A 19820-nucleotide genomic window follows, 5' to 3' on the forward strand; every position below is an offset into this window, starting at 1 on the left:
GAGTGGGCCAGACACTCTCAGGTATAGAGGCCAATAACAATGCAACCTGACTTCTGGAACGACAAACGCCCCGCTGGTGTGCCCAACGACGTGGGCCTGGGCGGCTTTCGCTCGGTGGTGGAAGTATTCGAGCGCTCCTGCAAGACTCACGCAGACCGTCCCGCTTTCAGCAATATGGGTGTGACGCTGACCTATGCGGACCTGGAACGTTACTCGGCGGCTTTCGCGGGCTGGCTACAAAATCACACCGACCTGCAGCCCGGTGACCGCATCGCAGTGCAGATGCCCAACCTGTTGCAATACCCCATCGCTGTGTTCGGTGCGTTGCGCGCCGGGCTTATCGTGGTCAATACCAACCCGCTGTATACCGCGCGGGAGATGCGCCAGCAGTTCAAGGATTCCGGCGCGCGGGCACTGGTGTACCTGAATACCTTCGGGAAGCTCGTGCAGGAGGTTGTACCCGACACCGGTATCGAGGTCCTCATCGAGGCGCGTATCGGCGACATGCTGCCGTCGCTCAAGGGGCTGTTGGTCAATGCCGCCGTCAAGCATGTGAAGAAGATGGTGCCGGCTTACAGCCTGCCGCAGTCCGTGTCGTTCAAGCAGGTGCTGCGTGATGGCGGGCGGCATGGCCTCAAGCCGGTTGCGCAGACGCTGGACGATATTGCAGTCCTGCAATACACCGGCGGCACGACTGGGGTGGCCAAAGGCGCCATGCTGACCCATGGCAACCTGGTGGCGAACATGCAGCAGGTTCACGCCAACATGCAGCAGCTGGACGAGCAAGGGCACACGATCATCAAGGAAGGGCAGGAAATCATGATCGCGCCGCTGCCGCTGTACCACATCTACGCCTTCACGGTTAACTGCATGTGCATGATGGTGACCGGCAACCATAATGTGTTGATCACCAATCCTCGCGACATTGATGGTTTCGTCAAGGAGCTGCAGAAGTGGGAGTTCACGGCCTTCCTCGGACTGAATACGTTGTTCGTCGCGCTCATGTCGCATCCTGAATTCAAGAAAATCAACTTCGCCTCGCTCAAAGGCACCAACTCAGGCGGCACGGCGCTGGTTTCCGCGGTAGCCGAGCGCTGGAAGGGCATGACCGGCGTCACTGTGACCGAAGGCTATGGCTTGACCGAAACTTCACCGGTGGTCTGCGCCAATCCGCATGGTGAACATTCACGTCTGGGAACCGTCGGCCTGCCGGTGCCGGGCACGACGTTGAAAGTGATCGACGATGACGGCCGCGAGCTCCCCCTCGGCGAACGCGGTGAACTCTGCGTCAAAGGTCCGCAGGTTATGAAGGGTTACTGGCAGCGCCCCGACGCCACTGCCGAGGTGCTGGATGTCGAAGGGTGGCTTAAAACCGGTGATGTCGCGGTGATTGATGCCGATGGCTTCGTCCGCATCGTTGATCGCAAGAAGGATCTGATAATCGTGTCCGGCTTCAACGTCTACCCCAACGAGATCGAGGACGTAGTCATGGCGCACCCGAAGGTGGCTGCCTGCGCAGCGATCGGCGTGCCCGACGAGAAGTCCGGTGAAGCCGTGAAGTTGTTCGCTGTGCGCAGCGACGCCAGCCTGACCGTCGATGAGCTGAAGGCGTATTGCGGGGAAAACTTCACGGGCTACAAGGTGCCACGGCACGTGGTCTTCCGAGATTCGCTTCCGATGACACCGGTGGGCAAGATTCTTCGCCGGGAATTACGCGATCAGGCTTGAACCGAGCAACGCCTGATGACGCTCTGGAAGTGACCGGCCAATCCGGCTCGGTCACTTTGTGTCCCTTTTGAGCTGGCCGGACACTGTTCGGCCAGTTCCAGAACTGCTAACCTCCAGTCCGGTTTTTGGCGGGAACTTCCGTACAAAAATTAACAAAACACAACAAAACAGCTGCTATATGCAGTAAAGCTGTCGCTTAGGAGTGGGGTTTCATGACCGATAACTTCTGGAAGGATAAGTATCCTGTCGGGGTCAAGAGCGAGATCAATCCCGATGAGTACCAGAACATTCAGGCTGTGCTCAAACAGTCCTGTGAGCAGTTCGCAGACAAGCCGGCCTTCAGCAACCTCGGCAAGACCCTGACCTACGGTGAGCTGTACAAACTGTCCGGTGAGTTCGCAGCCTATCTCCAGCAGAACACCGATCTGCAGCCGGGCGATCGCATCGCGGTCCAGCTGCCCAACCTTATCCAGTACCCCATCGTCGTGTTCGGCGCCATGCGCGCGGGTCTTATCGTGGTTAATACCAACCCGCTCTACACGGCGCGGGAGATGGAACATCAGTTCAATGATTCCGGCGCCAAGGCCCTGGTCTGCCTGGCCAATATGGCCCACCTGGCAGAACAAGTGCTGCCGAAAACCGGCATCCACCACGTGGTGGTGACCGAAGTTGGCGACATGCTGCCGCCGGTCAAACGTATGCTGGTCAATGCTGTGGTCAAGCATGTGAAGAAGATGGTGCCGGCTTACAACTTGCCCAAGGCGGTCAAGTTCACCGATGCCATGGCGCTGGGGCGCGGCAAGGCGCCGCGCGAAGCCAATCCGGCCAGGGATGACGTGGCGGTCCTGCAATACACCGGGGGTACTACAGGCGTAGCCAAGGGAGCGATGCTGACCCACCGCAACATCGTCGCCAACATGTTGCAGTGCCGCGCGCTGATGGGCTCCGAGTTGGCTAATGGTTGCGAAACCATGGTTGCGCCGCTGCCGCTCTATCATATCTATGCCTTCACCTTTCACTGTATGACCATGATGCTGATCGGCGCGCACAACGTGCTGATCACTAATCCGCGCGACCTGCCGACCTTCGTCAAGGATCTCGGCAAGTACCGTTTCACCGGCTTTGTTGGTCTCAACACTTTGTTTGTGGCGCTGTGCAACAACGAAGACTTCCGCAAGCTGGATTTCTCTTCACTGAAAGCCACCTTCTCCGGTGGCATGGCTTTGCAACTGGCGGCAGCCGAGCGCTGGCAGCAAGTAACTGGCTGCGAGATCTGCGAAGGCTTCGGCATGACCGAGACCAGCCCGGTGGTCTCGGTCAACCCGTTTGGCGGTATCCAGATCGGTACGATCGGTATCCCCATGCCGTCGACCCAGTGCAAGGTCATCGATGATGAAGGCAACGACCTTCCGCTCGGCGCAATCGGCGAACTCTGCGTCAAGGGTCCTCAGGTGATGAAGGGATATTGGCAGCGCCAGGATGCCACTGATGAAATCCTGGATGCTGACGGTTGGTTGAAGACCGGCGACATCGGCATCATCCAGGACGACGGCTACATGCGCATCGTCGACCGGAAGAAGGACATGATTCTGGTGTCCGGCTTCAACGTTTATCCCAACGAGCTGGAAGACGTACTCGCCACCCTGCCGGGTGTGTTGCAGTGCGCGGCGATAGGCATTCCGGATGAAAGATCCGGCGAGGCGATCAAGCTGTTCGTAGTGGTCAAGCCGGGCGAGAGCCTGACCAAGGAGCAGGTCATGCAGCACATGCATGACAACGTCACGGGCTACAAGCGGCCCAAGACCGTCGAGTTCCGCGACAGCTTGCCAGCCACCAACGTGGGCAAGATCCTGCGCCGCGAATTGCGTGACGAAGAGCTGAGGAAGCTCGGCCAGAAGTAACGGTTCAGGCCAGTGAGAGCCCCGCTTCGGCGGGGAGCCCCTCGGAATGCTCATACAACCGTAAACTCGGTCGCGAGTCCGGTCCGCTTACTCGGTCCTTTTCGCCTTGTCTTGCCTGCCTCGCCTACGTTTTTCAACGGCCTGTCAGACCTGACGTCATCTGGTGCGGGTCGATTTGCCTAGCAGACCTCAATTATGGCGTTCGCTAGTCGATAACCTTGATGGTGCTGGTGCGATAAGTTGGCGCCGTAAAACAGGCGCCTTCGCCGCCTTTAAGTTCTGCTCAGGGTCCAGCTAATGCTCTCCAGATTACGTCTGCAAACGAAGCTTCTCATCCTCGTGTTAGGTCCAATCCTCTTGCTGGCCATACTTCTCAGCGGCATCTCCGTGCTCACGCTGCAGGAATTGGCGGCCAAGCAGGAGGCAGAGACACGTGAAAATCTCGTTCGGGACCGCCGCGCGGAACTGGAAAACTACGTGCAGCTTGCTCGGAAGATGATTGCCCCCATCTACGACAGCTCCGCCTCGGACGACCCAGATGCACGAGACCGTGCCGTGGCCATTCTGGAAACGCTCTCCTACGGCAAGGACGGCTATTTTTGGGGCTACGACGAACAAAGCGTGCGGGTCCTGCAGGGCAACACCAAGGACAAGATTGGGCAGAGCTTCTACGATTATCGTGACCCCAGCGGCAAGTACGCCATTCGTGAGCTCGTTCGGGCCGGGATGGATGGTAGCCGTTACGTCGATTACACTTTTGTGCTGGGTAGCAGCACGACACTAGTCCCGAAGATCGGTTATGCCGAGCATTTGCCGAAATGGAAAATGGTCTTTGGTACGTCTCTCAACCTGGACGGGGTAGAGCGCGATGTACAGGCAGCTCGGGAATCGTTTCAGGACGATATCGACGAACTGTTGGTTGTCATGGTGGGCTCCGCCCTCGGGTTGTTGGTGTTGATTGCCCTGCTGGCGACTGCCATGAGCCGCACGCTGCTACGACCACTCATGCTGATAAAGGCCAAGCTCGATGACATGGCTTCCGGTGAGGGCGATCTGACCCACCGCCTGCCGGTTACCAGCCAGGACGAACTGGGCGATCTGGCTTCCTCGTTCAATCGCTTCGTCGATAAGATTCACGGCCTGGTTCAACAGGTTTCGAAGACTACCGGTCAGCTGACTACGCTGGTTGCCAGCGTCGCCAGCCAGGCGCAGCGTTCCGAGCAGGCGATGGCAGCGCAGCGTCATGAAACCGATCAGGTGGCGACCGCGATCAACGAGATGTCGGCCGCTGCCCAGGAAGTGGCGATGAGCGCACAGCGCGCCGCCGAAGCCGCTCAGGAAGCGGATCAGCGGGGCCAGGGCGCCAAGCGAATCGTGGACGGCAGCATTCAGCAGATCCACGATCTGGTCGGCGAGCTGCGTAACAGCGGCGAATCGCTGGGCGGGCTGCAGAAAGATGTGGAAGGCATCGTAGGCGTACTTGACGTGATTCGGGCGGTCGCGGAGCAGACCAACCTGCTGGCGCTCAACGCCGCCATCGAAGCGGCACGCGCCGGCGAAGCCGGCCGCGGGTTCGCAGTGGTCGCTGACGAGGTGCGAGCGCTCGCCAGCCGTACCCAGCAGAGTACGGTAGAAATTCAGGGCATGGTTGACCGCCTACAGAACACCACGGCAATGACGGTCACAGGCATGGGCCGTGCCGGGCAGCAGGGCGAAAGCACTCGGGTCCAGTCCAACCAGGCGGGCGAATCGCTGGATGCGATTGCCGCGCTGATCGGCACCATAAACTCTATGAACGCCCAGATCGCCAGCGCAGCCGAGGAGCAGACCGCGGTCGCCGAAGAAATCAACCGCAGCGTTCATCACATCGCCGATGCGGTTGACAGCGTGGCGCAGGAGGCCGCCGAAGGCGCTCAGACCTCCCGGGAACTCAATGGCCTGGCCGAGAATCTGCAACGCCTGGTCGGGCAGTTCCGTATCTGAGCCATCATCGACGAGGCGGGCGCAATGCCCGCCCTGTCGAGGGCTCCCGGCGGGGTTTCGGTCGGGTTCCCATCAAGCCGACCATCGGTGATGCCGTCTGGCGCAACGATGCGCACCGAAGCGACGCAACCCGGGCCATAGGACCCTATGGCCCCGTCCGCTCTACGGCATGGTCGCATTCCTGTGCTTGCCTAGACGGTTGAAGCTTGCTCCTAACTTAACGGATCGGAGCAAATTGTTCATTCCGGGTATAAAGCGCCTCCTTTTAGTAACTCAGCAAATAGATGGGGAGAGACTGGCAGTGGTTAAGCTTCCTGGGTGGGTTAGGTTTCAGCTAGCGAAGGCGAATCATGCCCAGGGTAGGCCTGCATTCCGATCATCACCCCCGTCGGTCGTCCAGGCTCCGTTAGCGCAGGTCTCGGACAACCCGCCTGCTGAGAGCGTCCTGCACGGCTGGTAAACTTCGGCGAGTCGGCCTTGATGCCATGGTGCCTGGGAATAGAGATACGAGGCGATCTCGCTCGACTTCAAACAACTGAGGCCAAGGGGAGTCGTACCAGTGCAGTTCTACGTCTTCGTAGATGGCGGCGTGGAGCGACTCTTCTTCGGTCATGGTTGGTTTTCTACTAGGCCTAACGCCTGAGCTGAGGGGCTTTTGCGAAGCAGGCGCAGCCTGAGTAGTAAAAGTCCCTCTCCAACGATTCGTTGGCCGCTACATCATCGAGCGAACTGAGGCTACTCTGCGATGCTTTCGCCCGTGCCGCCCATTTCCTCCGGGACATTTTTCAGCTTAGGCAATCCATCCTTTATCCTTAGGAACGCCTCCTGGTAATGGACATGAACACCCGGTTGGTAGGGGAAATCCGGAATCACCGCCGCGTATACATCAATCAGGCCCATGTTTGGATGCTCGGTTAGTATGTGACCGCCGCAGATTTTGCACCATTTCCGATAACTGTTTGGCGTCTTGTTGTATGTCCCGATTTTGTCGGCACCTTGGGTAATTTTTACGGCCTCGGGCTTCCAGAGTGTAAAGGCATTTACTGGCCCCGCTGACCAGTGGCGACACGACTCACAATGACAATAGCCCATGGCGGCCGGCTCGCCGGTCACGGATAATCGAATTGCGCCGCAGAAGCAGCTCCCTTTATACGTCTGTTTGTCGGTCATTTTGTACCTCCTGAGTCAGTTGCCATGGTCGTACGCTATTTGATAACTATAGACTTCGCACCTTTTATTATAGGCGCCCAACGAACAGCGTTTATCTGCCGCCCCCGCCAAGCCAGCGTAGCTCACGATGTGCAGGGCGGCAGATAAACTTTGTTGAACTGAACCGCCTACTGCTGACGGATGGATTTGGGAACTGTAAGGCCTTGTTGGGTGTTGTGCGGATGCGCGGGCTGACGATGGCAGTCGTGGATGGATGCTGGCCCGCAAATGAGTGAGTCGACCAGCCGTAAACCCTGCCGGCGGGTGGACTGAAAGGTGGAAATCGACGTCCTCGTCGGCGTTATGGCGCATGGGTTCCCGGCGGTGGCATTGACTGTCGTCGCAGTGGCAGCGTGAGCGGGAAACGCCTTGATCATGGTGGCCCCCGCAAGGGTGGTCGGCTTGTCCTGGCGGGCAGCACCTCGATGATACGCATCTGTCCTGCGCGACAGGCGGGGAGCATAACCATTCCAGCCGGGCCACCCGGTGCAGGAAGGCTGTGACCGATTCGACTACCGCAGCTTGGGGAGCCGGTGTCTGCAGCGCCGTTCGCGCGGCGGCCAGTTGCGCCGCCTTGTGCGCCGGCCCCAGTAGCCCATAGTGACGGATGCGCTTGAAGCCTTTGGGCAGCACATGGGTGAGGAAGCGCTCGATAAACTCGCTGCCCGGCAGACGCAGGATGCGCCGTTTGCCGGAGGTGTCGTTGACCCGCACTCGCAATGCCGCCTCGCCCTGATCGATGGCGACGATGCGCTCGTTCGAGATCGCCACCCGATGGGTGTAGCGGCCCAGATAGTCCAGCACCTGCGCCGGCCCGCCCAAGGGCTGCTTGGCGTAGACCACCCACTCACGCTGGTAGCAGCGTGTCTTCACCTGTCGCCATTCGACGGTATCCCGTTCGGTCAAGGTTTGCTTCAGGCCGTCCATGAGGCGCCCGCGGAACACCTTGGAGAGCGCCTTGACGGGAAACAGGAAACCGCGTGTGGGAGTGCGCCACTGTCCCTCCGCCGTCAAGGCTCCGCCGGCCACTAGGGCATGTACATGCAGATGGCGGCCTAGGTTCTGTTGCCCGGTATGCAGCAACCCTTGGCGGACCTTAAGCGTTTGTTCAGAAGTCACATGGTTGACGCCAAGAAATATAACGCCCGCGTAACGGGCGGGATTGGAGCGCCAGCGGAAAACCCGTCCCGGTTGACGCGGTTTGATGTGTATCTATACTGTCATCTATACACATTGGCGCTTTCCATGAGGCTGAAAACAATGCGAACCAATATTGAAATTGACGACAACCTGATGGACGACGCTCTCAAGGCGACAGGGCTTAAAACCAAGAGAGAAGCCGTAGAGCTAGGCCTCAAGACGTTGATCAAATTGAAAAAACAAGAAGGGATCAAGCGGTTTAGAGGAAAGCTGGAATGGACTGGGGATCTCGACGATATGAGATATACGCAGTGATCCTCGTGGATTCCAGCGTCTGGATTGACTACTTTAGCGGAAACGGTTCCCGGGAAGCTGACTTTCTTGATGAGACGCTTGGCAATCGCGCTGTCGCGATAGGGGATTTGATATTCACGGAAGTGCTTCAGGGATTTAGACACGACAAAGACTACAAGACCGCTAGAGACTTGCTGGAAGAGTTCACGATCTTTGAACTGCTCGGAAAGGAGATGGCGATAAGGAGTGCGGAGAACTTTCGGAAACTGCGCAAGAAAGGCGTCATCATCAGAAAAACTGCCGACGTGATTATCGCTTCGTTCTGCATTGAGCATAAGCTTCCTCTGCTTTTCTCCGACAAGGACTTCCGACCGTTTGTGGAACACCTCGGGCTGCGCGACGCGGCTCACACATAGCGCCCGAGCTAAGCCGAGCCGCGAAACGGCGTCGGCTTGAGCGAATTCGTTATGCCACAGCTGGCCGTGAACCATCACGCTTTTCCCCCGGCCGCCCGCAGCCTGACCCCTTGGCCGACACACTGCACCACGATCCGGTTGCCGCAATGCCTGAAGTCTTGGACGTCACCGAAGCCACCGGCGCTCGAGAACCGAGTGATGCGACAGGTTCTGTGAACCAGCCAAGTCATGCTGCGAACGTCGCGATGCGCTGGCCGAGCCCATTGACTACTGAACGAAGCGACCCGACACGTGACGCGGACCGGCCGAAGGAATGACCCCGGATGATCTTGGTCCAGTGGGGCATAACGCTTGCCATCTCCGGTGACAAAACCAGGGCGAAGCGGAGGTTTTGGCATCAGGTGCATGGCCTGGTTAGCTATCGATCCTCGTGCAAGCGACCTTCCACATATTTATGAAGGATGCTGGCAACAAGTGTTTGGTAGGGGATGACTTCTGCCCAATGTCATCAACTTAAGCCCCCAACCCTGTCAGGGGCAATTGAGGGCATTGTGGTGTTCTTGGCTTGTCCGGTCAGCGCGTGCAGTATCATTGAAGGTGCCCGCGGTACAGCGCGCGCAGTGTTCGGCATTCCAAGCTAAGCCCTGAAAGTTTACCTGTTCATATACACAGCATAGAAACCGCTCTGCGCCCCCCATACAGGCGCTAGCCTAGATCGGGACCTGAAGCGCTGGCCGTGGGTTTTCTGGTCCCCTGTGCAGCGTGCCTGGCAGGTAAGCTCGGCAAGATTGATTGTCAGCTTTACCCATGCAAAGGCAATGGATAAGGTGGCGGCATCAAAGCACGGCAGGCCTGTAGATCCAGGGATGGCCCTCCGCTCGTACGCGTTCAGCCAGTGCAGACTTACACGCCATCCCTTCGCTTACTGCGCATCGTCCGCTCAAAGCCGCGTCACAGTTTATTTACCGGCGCTTCCACAGGATGGAGGCGCACGAGGAGTTACGCATGACAGATTTGGCCACGTTGTCGCACGCATTGCTTGCGGCCGTTCCCGCCGATGGCAGCAGCATCGGCAATCAAACGCTGCTTTCGCGTCTGCAAGGCCAGTTCGCCGAATTGAGTGACGAACAGTTTCGCGCCGCTCGTGATGAGCTGATAGCGCAGGGCGTATTGCTCAAAGGTCGTGGGCGCGGCGGTTCCGTATCCCGTGTTTCGGCCACTGGCATCAGCCTTGCGGACCAGGCGCTGAGCAACGCGCGTGAACGTCGCGAGCCCGGTGTATCTGAAGTGCCGGCCAATTATCTGGTGCAAGCCGCAAGCAAGACCAAACCCGTCAAACTGCAGCCCGCCACCAGCCTGGCGGCGATGGAGAAAACCCTCTGGGCCACCGCCGACAAGCTGCGCGCCAATATGGACGCCGCCGAGTACAAGCACATCGTGCTCGGGCTGATCTTTCTCAAGTACATCTCCGATAGCTTCGCCGGCCGCCGCGCCGAGCTGGAAGCCAAGTTTGCCGACGAGAACGACGACTACTACCTGGGCGACGATGCTCTTGGAAAAGATGGCGAACTGCTCGCTGCCGAACTGGAGGACCGCGACTACTACCGCGAGGTCAACGCGTTCTGGGTACCGGAGGTGGCGCGTTGGGAGTTCATCCGTGCCGCCGCCAAACAGGTGGATATCGGCAAGAAAATCGACGACGCCCTGGCCGCCATCGAGGCGGAAAACCCCAAGCTGAAGAACATCCTCGACAAACGCTACGCCCGCGCCCAATTGCCGGACGGCAAACTCGGCGAGCTGGTGGACCTGATCTCCACCATCGGCTTTGGCGACGACGCCAACAAGGCCCGCGACCTGCTCGGCCAGGTCTACGAGTACTTCCTCGGCCAGTTCGCCAGCGCCGAAGGCAAGAAGGGCGAGCAGTTCTATACGCCGGCCAGCATCGTCAAAACCCTGGTAGCGGTGCTCAACCCGCACCACGGCAAGGTGTATGACCCGTGTTGCGGCAGTGGCGGCATGTTCGTGCAGTCGGAGAAATTCATTGAAGCCCACGGCGGCAAGCTGGGCGACGTGTCCATCTACGGCCAGGAATCCAACCCCACCACCTGGCGCCTGGCGGCAATGAACCTGGCCATTCGCGGCATCGACTTCAATTTGGGCAAGGAGCCGGCGGATACCTTTATCCGCAACCAGCATTCAGACCTGCGCGCCGACTTCGTACTGGCCAACCCGCCATTCAACGTCAGCGACTGGTGGCACGGCAGCCTGGAAGGCGACCCGCGCTGGGTCTACGGCACGCCACCGCAAGGCAACGCCAACTACGCCTGGCTGCAACACATGCTCTATCACCTCAAACCCAACGGCCGCGCCGGCATCGTGTTGGCCAACGGCTCCATGAGCTCCGGCCAGAACAGCGAAGGCGACATCCGCAAGGCCATGGTCGAGGCCGATGTGGTGGACGTGATGGTCGCGCTGCCAGGTCAGCTGTTCTTCAACACGCAGATTCCCGCCTGCCTGTGGTTTCTCGCTAGACAGAAAACCGCCCGCCCCGGCGAAGTGCTGTTCATCGACGCGCGCAAACTCGGCACCAGCGTCAGCCGTGTGCAGATCGAGCTGCTTGAGGCCGATATCGAACGCATCGCGCAAACTGTAGCTGACTGGCGCGGCGAGCCGCTGGATAAGGGGGGTGCGATCGGCGATTACACCGACATTCCCGGCTTCTGCCGCAGCGTCAAACTGGCGGAAATCGCCGAGCACGGCCATGTACTCACGCCGGGTCGCTATGTCGGTGCAGAGGAAGTGGAGGACGACGACGAAGCCTTTGCCGAGAAGATGCAGCGGCTCACCCAGCAGCTCGGCGAGCAGATGCAGAAGGGCGCAGAACTCGATCAGTTGATCCGGCAGAAGCTGGGGGGGCTGGGGTATGAGGTCTGAGTGGCCGCTAAAACCTCTTGAGGATATAGCTACAGAAGTGACTGTCGGGTTTGTAGGTTCAATGGCTTCGGAGTACGTCGACAATGGTGTTCCATTTTTGCGGTCTTTGAACGTCGACCCTTTTGGTATCAACACTAGCGATTTGAAGTTCGTCAGCGCCGAGTTTCACCAGCGCATCAAAAAGTCAGCATTGCGTCCTGGCGATGTCGTCATCGTTCGGACGGGGAAGCCGGGCACATGCGCAGTCATTCCTGAGTGGCTGAATGATGCCAACTGCTCTGACTTAGTTATTGCACGTTGCGGGGCTGAAATTCGGCCACGATTTCTTTGTTATTGGATTAATTCAGCTGCTTCCCACCACATTTCTTCTCATCTGGTTGGTGCGGTTCAGCAACACTTCAATGTTGGTGCGGCTAAGAAAATGTTGGTCGCTACGCCAAGCTTATTTGCTCAAGATCAGGTGATATCGATTTTGGGTAGTATCGACGACCGCATCACCCTGCTACGCGAAACCAACGCCACCCTGGAAGCCATCGCTCAGGCACTGTTCAAATCCTGGTTCGTCGATTTCGACCCCGTGCGCGCCAAGGCCGAAGGCCGCCAGCCGGAAGGCATGGACGCCCCCACTGCCGCCCTGTTCCCCGATAGCTTCGAAGAGTCTGAGCTGGGGTTGGTGCCGAAGGGGTGGGGGGTTGTTCCGTTCCTTGATGCTTGCGATCTGCAAGGCGGGGCTCAACCACCGGCGGCAACATTCATCGATGAGCCTAGAGATGGTTATGTCCGGTTATTACAGATCCGAGATTTCTCGACCGATGCCCACAAAACCTATATTCCGGACACTGGAAAGCTAAAAAAGGTCACGGAAGACGACGTTCTTATTGGACGCTATGGCTCCGCTAGTGGAGACAAGGCGAAGGATTCCCTTGGTCGTGTCTGTCGAGGCCTGAGTGGCTCTTACAACGTGGCTTTGATGAAACTATGCCCTGTCCAGGTCGGGCGGGAATATGCTTTCCAAATGGTTAGTGACTCCTCTTTTTATAGATATTTACAGGGCGTGAGTTCTAAGGCCGTTCAGTCGGGGTTTTCCAAAGCTGAACTTGGTCAGTACAAAGTTATCATGCCATCAAGTGATCTTGCAGAAGCCTTTGAGCAGTTCGGTAAGGCTGTATGGGAACGTGTTAAGGCGAACAGAGAGCTAGCCCAAACCCTCACCCAACTCCGAGACACCCTCTTGCCCCGCCTGATCTCCGGCCAACTGCGCCTGCCGGAAGCCCAAGAACAATTGGAGGACGCCTTGGCATGAGCAAAGACCTGACGATCTCGGCGGTGGCGCGCAGCAACGTTCTCAACAACCGCTATGCCTTGAGCAAGCTGGAGGAGCATCTGGCTCTGGGCGGCCTGTGTATTGATGGAGAAGTGGTCTTTTTCAAATCACACGTGGCCGAACTGCTGGACGTGGATGAACGCACCATCGACCGTTACCTGGCCAGCCACGAAGCCGAACTCAAGCAGAATGGCTACCAAGTTGTAAAAGGAAAGGCCTTAAAAAACATGAAGTTAGCTAAAGTCGACGACATCAGTGTCGTCGACTTGATCGGCGCCAAAGTGCCCGCTCTGGGCGTATTCACGTTCCGGGCGGTGCTGAATATCGCCATGCTGGTGACTGAGAGTGAGAGGGCCAAGGCCATTCGTAGCCGCATGCTGGACATCGTGCTGGATGTGGTGGCAGAGCGCACAGGCGGGCATACTCGCTTCATCAACCAGCGTGACCAGGACTACCTTCCTTCGGCTTTCATGGAGGATAGCTACCGCAAGCAGTTCACCAATGCCTTGCGCGACTATGTCGAGATGGGCAACCACAAGTACGCGGTTTACACGGACAAGATCTACAAGGCGATCTTTTGCGAAAACGCCCGTGAGTACAAGCAGGTGCTGCGCTTGGCGGATGGCGACAGCACACGCGACACGATGTATGCCGAAGTGCTGAAGACCTTGGCCAGCTTTGAAAGCGGCTTGGCCGTCAGCATTCAACAGCAGGCGCAGAAATTGGGCCGCAAGCTCAAGCCCGCAGAAGTCGACCAGTTGCTAGCCGAGGCCGCTGCCAGCCCCTATCTAAAGCCCTCGATAGATGACGCCCGAACCCGCATGGCCAGCCGCGATTTGGGCTTCCGCGAAGCGCTGCATCAGAAGCTGGAGGCCTATGTTCAGGCAGTGCCGGAAGCTGATTTCGACCGTTTCCTAGGAGAGCGCAGCGAGGCGCTGGAAGAGCGCCTTTCAGACCCGAAGCTGCTGGCCGTGCTCAAGCGGCTGAAGGATCGTTGAGGCCATGGCCGACCTGACGCTTTACTTCGATGCCCGGCATGCCGTTGATGTGCATGACTGGATTATTGAGCATTCGGGTGGCTTGCCGGGGCTGAAGGATCTGGGGCAACTGGAAAGCGTTTTGCAGCACATCCAGAACGATGACTATTACCCCACTTTCTACGCCAAGCTGACGCATTTGATCTTTGGCATTAACAAGTTTCACGCCTTCAGCGACGGTAACAAGAGGTCGAGCCTGACGTTGGGAGCTTATTTCCTGAGCTTGAATGGATACGACTATTGCGTGCCGCAGTTTGTTTTTCAGATGGAAAACATTGTAGTTGCAGTGGCCGAGGGGAAGATTAATAAAGAAACGGGGTGGGCGGTTTGCTCCTCCTCCTACAATATGTAGTGGTGGCCAGCCGCGGCCTCGTATTCCGCCGACTGCTCGAACAAGCCGTTGTCACCGGGCCTGTGACGGAAGCGCAAGTGACCCATGACTATGACTGGTGACCACAAGATGTGGGGGATGGAGGAGCAAACCGCCCACCCCGTATAAAGAATTGCTGCAGCGGTTGGTTATTTCCCTGATTCAGGATGATGACTTCCCAGAGGATCTCAAGCTTGAACTGCTGGAAAGTCTGGGAGCCTGAATGCGAGTGCACAGGGTTAAGTCTTTTTTTACGCCGGAGCTGAACGTATGCGCTACCAGCCGCCGCTGACCCTCACTCCAAACATGCTCGCCCTGGTCGCCGAAATCGCCGAGCAGGTCGGCCGGCTGACGGCGCGGGAGGAAGCAGCGCTGACCCCGCAATTGCGCCGGGGCAACCGCATCCGCAGCATTCAGGCGTCGCTGGCCATCGAGAACAACACCCTGAGCGTCGAACAGGTCACCGCCGTGCTCGACGGCAAGCGTGTGCTCGGGCTGCCCCGTGAGATCCAGGAAGTGCGCAACGCGTTCGCCGCCTACGAAGCCATGCCCGGCTGGAACGCTGCCAGCCGGGCCGATCTGCTGGCCGCCCACGGCCGGTTGCTGCATAGTCTGATCGATGACGCCGGCCACTTTCGTCGCGGCGGGGTCGGCATTTATCGGGGGGAACGACTCATGCACATGGCGCCACCGGCCAGCCGCGTGGCGCAACTGGTCGACGATCTGCTCGGCTGGCTGGCCGCCACTGACGTTCACCCGTTGTTGGCCAGTTGTGTGTTCCATTACGAATTCGAATTCATCCACCCGTTCGCCGATGGCAACGGTCGCATGGGCCGCTTGTGGCAAACGCTAATTCTCAGCCGCTGGCGCCCGGTGCTGGCCTGGCTGCCGGCGGAAAGCGTAATCCGCGACCGTCAGGCTGCTTATTACGCCGCCCTGTCCGCCGCCGACCAGGTCGCCGAGGCCACGCCTTTCGTGGAGTTCATGCTGGAGGCACTGCAGCAGGCGCTCGGCGAAGCGCTGGAGGAGAAGGCGCGAGAAACAGAAATAACGTCGGGGAAAAAGTCGGTAAAAACGTCGGGGAAAATTCTGCAGGCCATTGCTGCACGGCCCGACATCACCATTCCTGAACTGGCCGCACTGACCGGCGTCACCGAGCGCTCGGTTGAGCGAAGTTTGCGCAAGTTGCAGTCTGAAAACCGCCTGCGCCGCGTGGGGCCGGCCAATGGGGGTTACTGGCAGGTGATGCCGGCCGGTCAGACCGAGTAACCCGTCGATTTACCGAGTTTTTTTGAACATGTTTTGTCGTCATGTCGATGGAATCGACGGATCAAGGATTGAGCAGTAATGACCGAAGACCAGCTTGAAAAAGAAGCACTCGAATGGCTGAGCGAACTGGGCTACACGCACCTTTACGGGCCGGATATCGCCCATGACGGCAGCGACCCTCAGCGCGAGAGTTATCGCCAGGTCGTGCTGACGGAACGCCTGCGCGCCGCCATCGCCAAGCTCAATCCCCAGGTGCCGCTGGCTGCACGCGAGGATGCAATCAAGCAGGTAGTCGATCTGGGTGTGCCGGTGCAGTTGTCGGCCAATCGCCTGTTCCATCGCCTGCTGGTTGGCGGCGTGCCGGTGCAGTACCAGCGGGACGCCGACACACGCGGCGACTTTGTCCGCCTGATTGACTGGGCAAACATCGGCGCCAACGACTGGCTGGCGGTCAACCAATTCAGTATTCAGGGGCCGAAGCGTACCTGCCGGCCGGACATCATATTGTTCATCAACGGCTTGCCCTTGGTGTTGCTGGAGCTTAAGAACCCGGCTGATGTAAACGCCGACCTGAGCAAGGCGTTCAATCAGGTCCAGACCTACAAAGAGGTGATTCCGGACGTCTTTCACTACAACGAGATCCTGGTGATTACCGATGGCAGCGAGGCACGTATGGGCTCGCTGTCGGCGGATATTGAGCGCTTCTCACGCTGGCGCACCATCGATGGCGTCTCGGTCGATCCGCTGGGCGAGTTCAACGAGCTGGAAACCTTGATGCGCGGCGTGTTGCAGCCTGCCTTGTTGCTCGATTACCTGCGCTATTTCGTTCTGTTCGAGGATGACGGTCGGCTGGTGAAGAAGATTGCCGGTTATCACCAGTTTCACGCGGTACGTGCGGCCATCCAGCAAGTGGTGAGTGCTTCGCGCCCCGGCGGCACGCACAAGGGCGGGGTGGTCTGGCACACCCAGGGCTCGGGCAAGAGCATCACCATGACCTGTTTCGCCGCGCGGGTGATACAGGAAGCAGCGATGGAAAACCCGACCATCGTAGTGATCACCGACCGCAACGACCTGGACGGCCAGTTGTTCGGGGTGTTCTCGCTGTCTCAGGATTTGCTGCGTGAACAGCCGGTACAGGCCGATACCCGTGGCAACTTGCGCGAGAAGCTGGGCAACCGTCCCAGTGGTGGCATCGTCTTCGCCACCATTCAGAAGTTCATGCCGGGCGCGGACGAGGACAGCTTTCCGGTGCTCTCGACCCGCTCGAACATCGTGGTGATCGCCGACGAGGCGCATCGCACCCAGTATGGTTTCGGTGCCGCGCTGAAGGCGCCCAATCTGCATGTGGCCGAGGCCAGTGCGCGTTACCAGGTCGGCTATGCCCAGCACCTGCGTGATGCCTTGCCGAACGCCACCTTCGTGGCCTTTACCGGCACGCCGGTATCCAGCGAAGACCGTGACACCCGGGCGGTGTTCGGTGACTACATCCACGTCTACGACATGCAGCAGGCCAAGGAGGATGGCGCCACGGTGGCCATCTACTACGAGTCGCGCCTGGCCAAGCTGTCACTCAAGGACAGCGAGCTGACGCATATCGACGATGAAGTCGATGAGCTGGCCGAAGACGAGGAAGGAGACCAGCAAGCGCGTCTGAAGTCGCGCTGGGCGGCGCTGGAAAAGGTGGTGGGGGCGGAGCCGCGGATCAAAAGCGTGGCGGCGGATCTAGTGGCGCACTTCGAGGAGCGCAACCAGGCGCAGAGCGGCAAGGCGATGATCGTGGCCATGAGTCGCGAGATCTGCGTGCACCTATACAACGAGATCGTCGCGCTGCGGCCCGACTGGCATGACGAAGATCCGGAGCAGGGTGCGATCAAGGTGGTGATGACCGGCAGTGCCTCGGACAAGGCGTTGTTGCGCCCGCATATCTATCCCGGCCAGGTGAAGAAACGCTTGGAAAAGCGCTTCAAGGACCCGAAGGACCCACTGCAGCTGGTCATCGTGCGCGACATGTGGCTGACCGGCTTCGATGCCCCCTGCGTGCATACCCTGTATGTGGACAAGCCCATGAAGGGCCACAACCTGATGCAGGCCATCGCCCGGGTGAACCGGGTGTTCAAGGACAAGCAGGGCGGCCTGGTGGTGGATTATATCGGCATCGCCAACGAACTGAAGGCGGCACTCAAGGAGTACACCGCCAGCAAGGGACGCGGCCGGCCAACCGTGGATGCCCACGAAGCCTATGCGGTGCTGGAGGAAAAGCTCGACGTGCTGCGCGGCCTGCTGCATGGCTTCGATTACAGCGATTACTTGACCGGTGGGCACAAGCTGCTGGCCGGTGCGGCGAACCATGTGCTGGGTCTGGAGGATGGCAAGAAGCGCTTCGCCGACAACGCCCTGGCGATGAGCAAGGCGTTCACGCTGTGCTGCACGCTGGATGAAGCCAAGGCGGTGCGCGAGGAAGTGGCCTTTCTGCAGGCCATCAAGGTGCTGCTGACCAAGCGCGAGATCAGTGCCAGGAAGAAGACCGACGAGGAACGCGAGCTGGCCATCCGCCAGATCATCGGCAATGCCGTGGTCTCCGGCGAGGTGGTGGATGTGTTCGAAGCGGTGGGCCTGGACAAGCCCAACATCGGCCTGCTGGATGATGAATTCCTCGCCGAGGTGCGCAACCTGCCGGAAAGGAACCTGGCGGTGGAGCTGCTGGAGCGGCTGCTGGAAGGCGAGATCAAGAGCAAGTTCGCCAGCAACCTGGCCCAGGAGAAGAAATTCTCCGAACTGCTGGATAACGTGATCAAGCGCTACCAGAACCGCTCCATCGAAACCGCTCAGGTCATCGAAGAGCTGATCGAGATGGCCAAGAAGTTCGCCGCCGCCAGCAAGCGTGGCGATGAGCTCGGGCTGAATGATGACGAACTGGCCTTCTATGATGCCTTGGCCAACAACGAGGCCTCGGTGCGCGAGCTGGGCGACGAGATCCTCGCCAAGATCGCCCACGAGCTGACCGCAAGTCTGCGGCAGAACGTGACGGTGGACTGGAACAACCGCGACAGCGTGCGTGCCAAGCTGCGGCTGATGGTCAAACGCATCCTACGGAAATACAAATATCCGCCAGATCAGCAGGAAGGGGCTGCACAGCTGATTTTGGAGCAGGCTGAGATGCTATGTGCGGGTTGGGCGTAGGGTGGGTCGGTTGCAAGGAGCTGAACTGCTTGAGTTGGCAGCGGAACCAAGTGCTCGCGCCGGCGCTTCATTCTTGCCGCCTTGCCGCCTTGCCGCCGGGATTAGCCAAAGCCCTGCATTCAGGTCAAATTCGTCCCAACGAGCCTCGCGTAGCTCGGATGGGCGGCAGGCAAGCATGCTCAACAGCTGCAAACCAATTCGTACATCTATAGTGTCCCGAAAGCATCAAAAATAACGGCTTGTATGGTCATTACTCATCCCGTTACAACAGGGTATTCGTGGGCCGGCGCATTCAACCGACGTGTTTGGTTGGCCCTGAGTACTTCGCTATAGCGTGATCACTGGTTACGAGGATGAAGCCTTCCGTAGCTGCTTGTCCGATGAGCATCCGGTCAAATGGGTCGCTGTGAAGAAGAGGCAAGGCCGCGGCCGCAATGGCGTGTTGGCTGGTCATGGTCAGTTCCGTGTAGTCGCCGTCCAGAAGAGCCCTTCTTAGCACTCCTGGATCGAACTGAAAGCTGGCTTTGCCCATTGCGTTTTTAATGCCGATTTCCCAGATGCTAGCGGCGCTGAAGAACAGCTCATTGGCGCGATCCTCGATCATCTCCACAGCCTCTCGTGGGAGAGATGATGGGGCCGCGCAGGCCCAGAGCAGGATGTGAGTGTCCAGCAGCAGCTTCATACGCCAAACATCGCTTCGATTTCGTCTCGAAAAGGCGCATCGATATCGTCTGGTACCGCAAAGGCACCGCTAAGCATGCCCAATCGCGGTTTGGCTTCATGATCGACTGCGACAACACGGACCATAGGCTTGCCAGCCTTGGCGATTATGAACGGGTTGCCTTGGCTCGCCTCGAGGATGAGCTGGGACAGGTGAGTTTTGGCATCGTGGATGTTGACGGTTTTAGGCGCATTGCCGAGATCGCTTTCAGATTTCATTGCTAGTCACCTCAGGTTAGCTAACCTGCTTAGTCTATTCTTGCTGGGGCGATGGGGCAACTGTCGAGGTTCGACAGCTGCGGGCTGTTATGGCCG

15 protein-coding genes and 1 pseudogene are annotated in these 19820 nt (G+C 58.8%); 11 read left to right on the plus strand and 5 right to left on the minus strand.

Annotated features, from left to right (window positions below; genetic code table 11):
* Positions 1 to 39 precede the first annotated feature (39 nt).
* The 3 genes from fadD2 to NA637_RS11290 all read left to right on the plus strand — a co-directional run bounded on the left by fadD2 (position 40) and on the right by NA637_RS11290 (position 5612).
* Complete coding sequence (gene fadD2, locus NA637_RS11280; RefSeq protein WP_256072326.1) at positions 40 to 1728, plus strand: long-chain-fatty-acid--CoA ligase FadD2; 1689 nt, start codon at positions 40 to 42, stop codon at positions 1726 to 1728.
* Between the two features lie 212 nt (positions 1729 to 1940).
* Entirely contained in the window at positions 1941 to 3629 is a 1689-nt protein-coding gene (gene fadD1 / locus NA637_RS11285) for a long-chain-fatty-acid--CoA ligase FadD1 (RefSeq protein WP_256072327.1), read from the plus strand.
* Between the two features lie 297 nt (positions 3630 to 3926).
* On the plus strand, positions 3927 to 5612 hold the full coding sequence (locus NA637_RS11290) for a methyl-accepting chemotaxis protein (protein WP_256072328.1): 1686 nt from the start codon (positions 3927 to 3929) through the stop codon (positions 5610 to 5612).
* A 735-nt stretch (positions 5613 to 6347) separates the two neighbouring features.
* Here the strand turns inward: NA637_RS11290 and NA637_RS11295 are convergent.
* The gene (locus NA637_RS11295) at positions 6348 to 6782 is read right to left on the minus strand and encodes a GFA family protein (protein ID WP_256072329.1); all 435 of its coding nucleotides are present in this window, start codon (positions 6780 to 6782) and stop codon (positions 6348 to 6350) included.
* A gap of 15 nt (positions 6783 to 6797) precedes the next feature.
* Complete coding sequence (locus NA637_RS11300; RefSeq protein ID WP_256072330.1) at positions 6798 to 7940, minus strand: IS91 family transposase; 1143 nt, start codon at positions 7938 to 7940, stop codon at positions 6798 to 6800.
* Here NA637_RS11300 and NA637_RS11305 point away from each other — a divergent pair, their 5' ends adjacent.
* The 8 genes from NA637_RS11305 to NA637_RS11340 all read left to right on the plus strand — a co-directional run bounded on the left by NA637_RS11305 (position 7941) and on the right by NA637_RS11340 (position 18785).
* The gene (locus tag NA637_RS11305) at positions 7941 to 8276 is read left to right on the plus strand and encodes a type II toxin-antitoxin system VapB family antitoxin (RefSeq protein WP_256072331.1); all 336 of its coding nucleotides are present in this window, start codon (positions 7941 to 7943) and stop codon (positions 8274 to 8276) included.
* Entirely contained in the window at positions 8237 to 8671 is a 435-nt protein-coding gene (gene vapC, locus NA637_RS11310; RefSeq protein ID WP_256072332.1) for a type II toxin-antitoxin system VapC family toxin, read from the plus strand. The genes NA637_RS11305 and vapC overlap by 40 nt, the downstream gene beginning before the upstream one ends.
* Positions 8672 to 9676: 1005 nt before the next feature.
* A complete protein-coding gene (locus NA637_RS11315; RefSeq protein WP_256072333.1) occupies positions 9677 to 11605 on the plus strand; it encodes a type I restriction-modification system subunit M in 1929 nt (642 codons plus the stop codon).
* 37 nt (positions 11606 to 11642) lie between these two features.
* Positions 11643 to 12908 carry a restriction endonuclease subunit S gene (locus NA637_RS11320; RefSeq protein WP_256072334.1) on the plus strand — a complete coding sequence of 422 codons (1266 nt, stop codon included), beginning with the start codon at positions 11643 to 11645 and terminating at the stop codon, positions 12906 to 12908.
* Positions 12905 to 13927: a DNA-binding protein gene (locus NA637_RS11325; RefSeq protein WP_256072335.1), complete on the plus strand. Its 1023-nt coding sequence runs from the start codon at positions 12905 to 12907 to the stop codon at positions 13925 to 13927. The genes NA637_RS11320 and NA637_RS11325 overlap by 4 nt, the downstream gene beginning before the upstream one ends.
* A 4-nt stretch (positions 13928 to 13931) precedes the next feature.
* A complete protein-coding gene (locus NA637_RS11330) occupies positions 13932 to 14318 on the plus strand; it encodes a type II toxin-antitoxin system death-on-curing family toxin (protein ID WP_256072336.1) in 387 nt (128 codons plus the stop codon).
* Between the two features lie 288 nt (positions 14319 to 14606).
* The gene (locus NA637_RS11335; RefSeq protein ID WP_256072337.1) at positions 14607 to 15605 is read left to right on the plus strand and encodes a Fic family protein; all 999 of its coding nucleotides are present in this window, start codon (positions 14607 to 14609) and stop codon (positions 15603 to 15605) included.
* A 78-nt stretch (positions 15606 to 15683) separates the two neighbouring features.
* Positions 15684 to 18785, plus strand: coding sequence for a type I restriction endonuclease subunit R (locus NA637_RS11340; protein ID WP_256072338.1), 3102 nt, complete (start codon positions 15684 to 15686; stop codon positions 18783 to 18785).
* 14 nt (positions 18786 to 18799) lie between these two features.
* Here the strand turns inward: NA637_RS11340 and NA637_RS11345 are convergent.
* The 3 genes and pseudogenes from NA637_RS11345 to NA637_RS11355 all read right to left on the minus strand — a co-directional run.
* Positions 18800 to 18992, minus strand: a pseudogene (locus NA637_RS11345) (tyrosine-type recombinase/integrase); the annotation flags it as partial.
* 85 nt (positions 18993 to 19077) lie between these two features.
* Positions 19078 to 19467, minus strand: coding sequence for a type II toxin-antitoxin system VapC family toxin (locus NA637_RS11350; protein WP_256072339.1), 390 nt, complete (start codon positions 19465 to 19467; stop codon positions 19078 to 19080).
* Positions 19464 to 19724: a type II toxin-antitoxin system Phd/YefM family antitoxin gene (locus NA637_RS11355; RefSeq protein ID WP_256072340.1), complete on the minus strand. Its 261-nt coding sequence runs from the start codon at positions 19722 to 19724 to the stop codon at positions 19464 to 19466. Before NA637_RS11355 ends, NA637_RS11350 begins: the two co-directional genes overlap by 4 nt.
* Positions 19725 to 19820: the final 96 nt, after the last annotated feature.

It is taken from the genome of Stutzerimonas stutzeri (genome assembly GCF_024448935.1).
GTDB classification, from domain to species: domain Bacteria; phylum Pseudomonadota; class Gammaproteobacteria; order Pseudomonadales; family Pseudomonadaceae; genus Stutzerimonas; species Stutzerimonas stutzeri_AO.

Excerpts from the sequence above, each read along its gene's own strand:
- fadD2 (WP_256072326.1), top strand. The coding sequence starts at position 40 with ATGCAACCTGACTTCTGGAACGACAAACGCCCCGCTGGTGTGCCCAAC.
- fadD1 (WP_256072327.1), top strand. The coding sequence starts at position 1,941 with ATGACCGATAACTTCTGGAAGGATAAGTATCCTGTCGGGGTCAAGAGC.
- NA637_RS11290 (WP_256072328.1), top strand. The coding sequence starts at position 3,927 with ATGCTCTCCAGATTACGTCTGCAAACGAAGCTTCTCATCCTCGTGTTA.
- NA637_RS11295 (WP_256072329.1), bottom strand. The coding sequence starts at position 6,782 with ATGACCGACAAACAGACGTATAAAGGGAGCTGCTTCTGCGGCGCAATT.
- NA637_RS11305 (WP_256072331.1), top strand. The coding sequence starts at position 7,941 with ATGGTTGACGCCAAGAAATATAACGCCCGCGTAACGGGCGGGATTGGA.
- vapC (WP_256072332.1), top strand. The coding sequence starts at position 8,237 with ATGGACTGGGGATCTCGACGATATGAGATATACGCAGTGATCCTCGTG.
- NA637_RS11315 (WP_256072333.1), top strand. The coding sequence starts at position 9,677 with ATGACAGATTTGGCCACGTTGTCGCACGCATTGCTTGCGGCCGTTCCC.
- NA637_RS11325 (WP_256072335.1), top strand. The coding sequence starts at position 12,905 with ATGAGCAAAGACCTGACGATCTCGGCGGTGGCGCGCAGCAACGTTCTC.
- NA637_RS11330 (WP_256072336.1), top strand. The coding sequence starts at position 13,932 with ATGGCCGACCTGACGCTTTACTTCGATGCCCGGCATGCCGTTGATGTG.
- NA637_RS11335 (WP_256072337.1), top strand. The coding sequence starts at position 14,607 with ATGCGCTACCAGCCGCCGCTGACCCTCACTCCAAACATGCTCGCCCTG.
- NA637_RS11340 (WP_256072338.1), top strand. The coding sequence starts at position 15,684 with ATGACCGAAGACCAGCTTGAAAAAGAAGCACTCGAATGGCTGAGCGAA.
- NA637_RS11350 (WP_256072339.1), bottom strand. The coding sequence starts at position 19,467 with ATGAAGCTGCTGCTGGACACTCACATCCTGCTCTGGGCCTGCGCGGCC.
- NA637_RS11355 (WP_256072340.1), bottom strand. The coding sequence starts at position 19,724 with ATGAAATCTGAAAGCGATCTCGGCAATGCGCCTAAAACCGTCAACATC.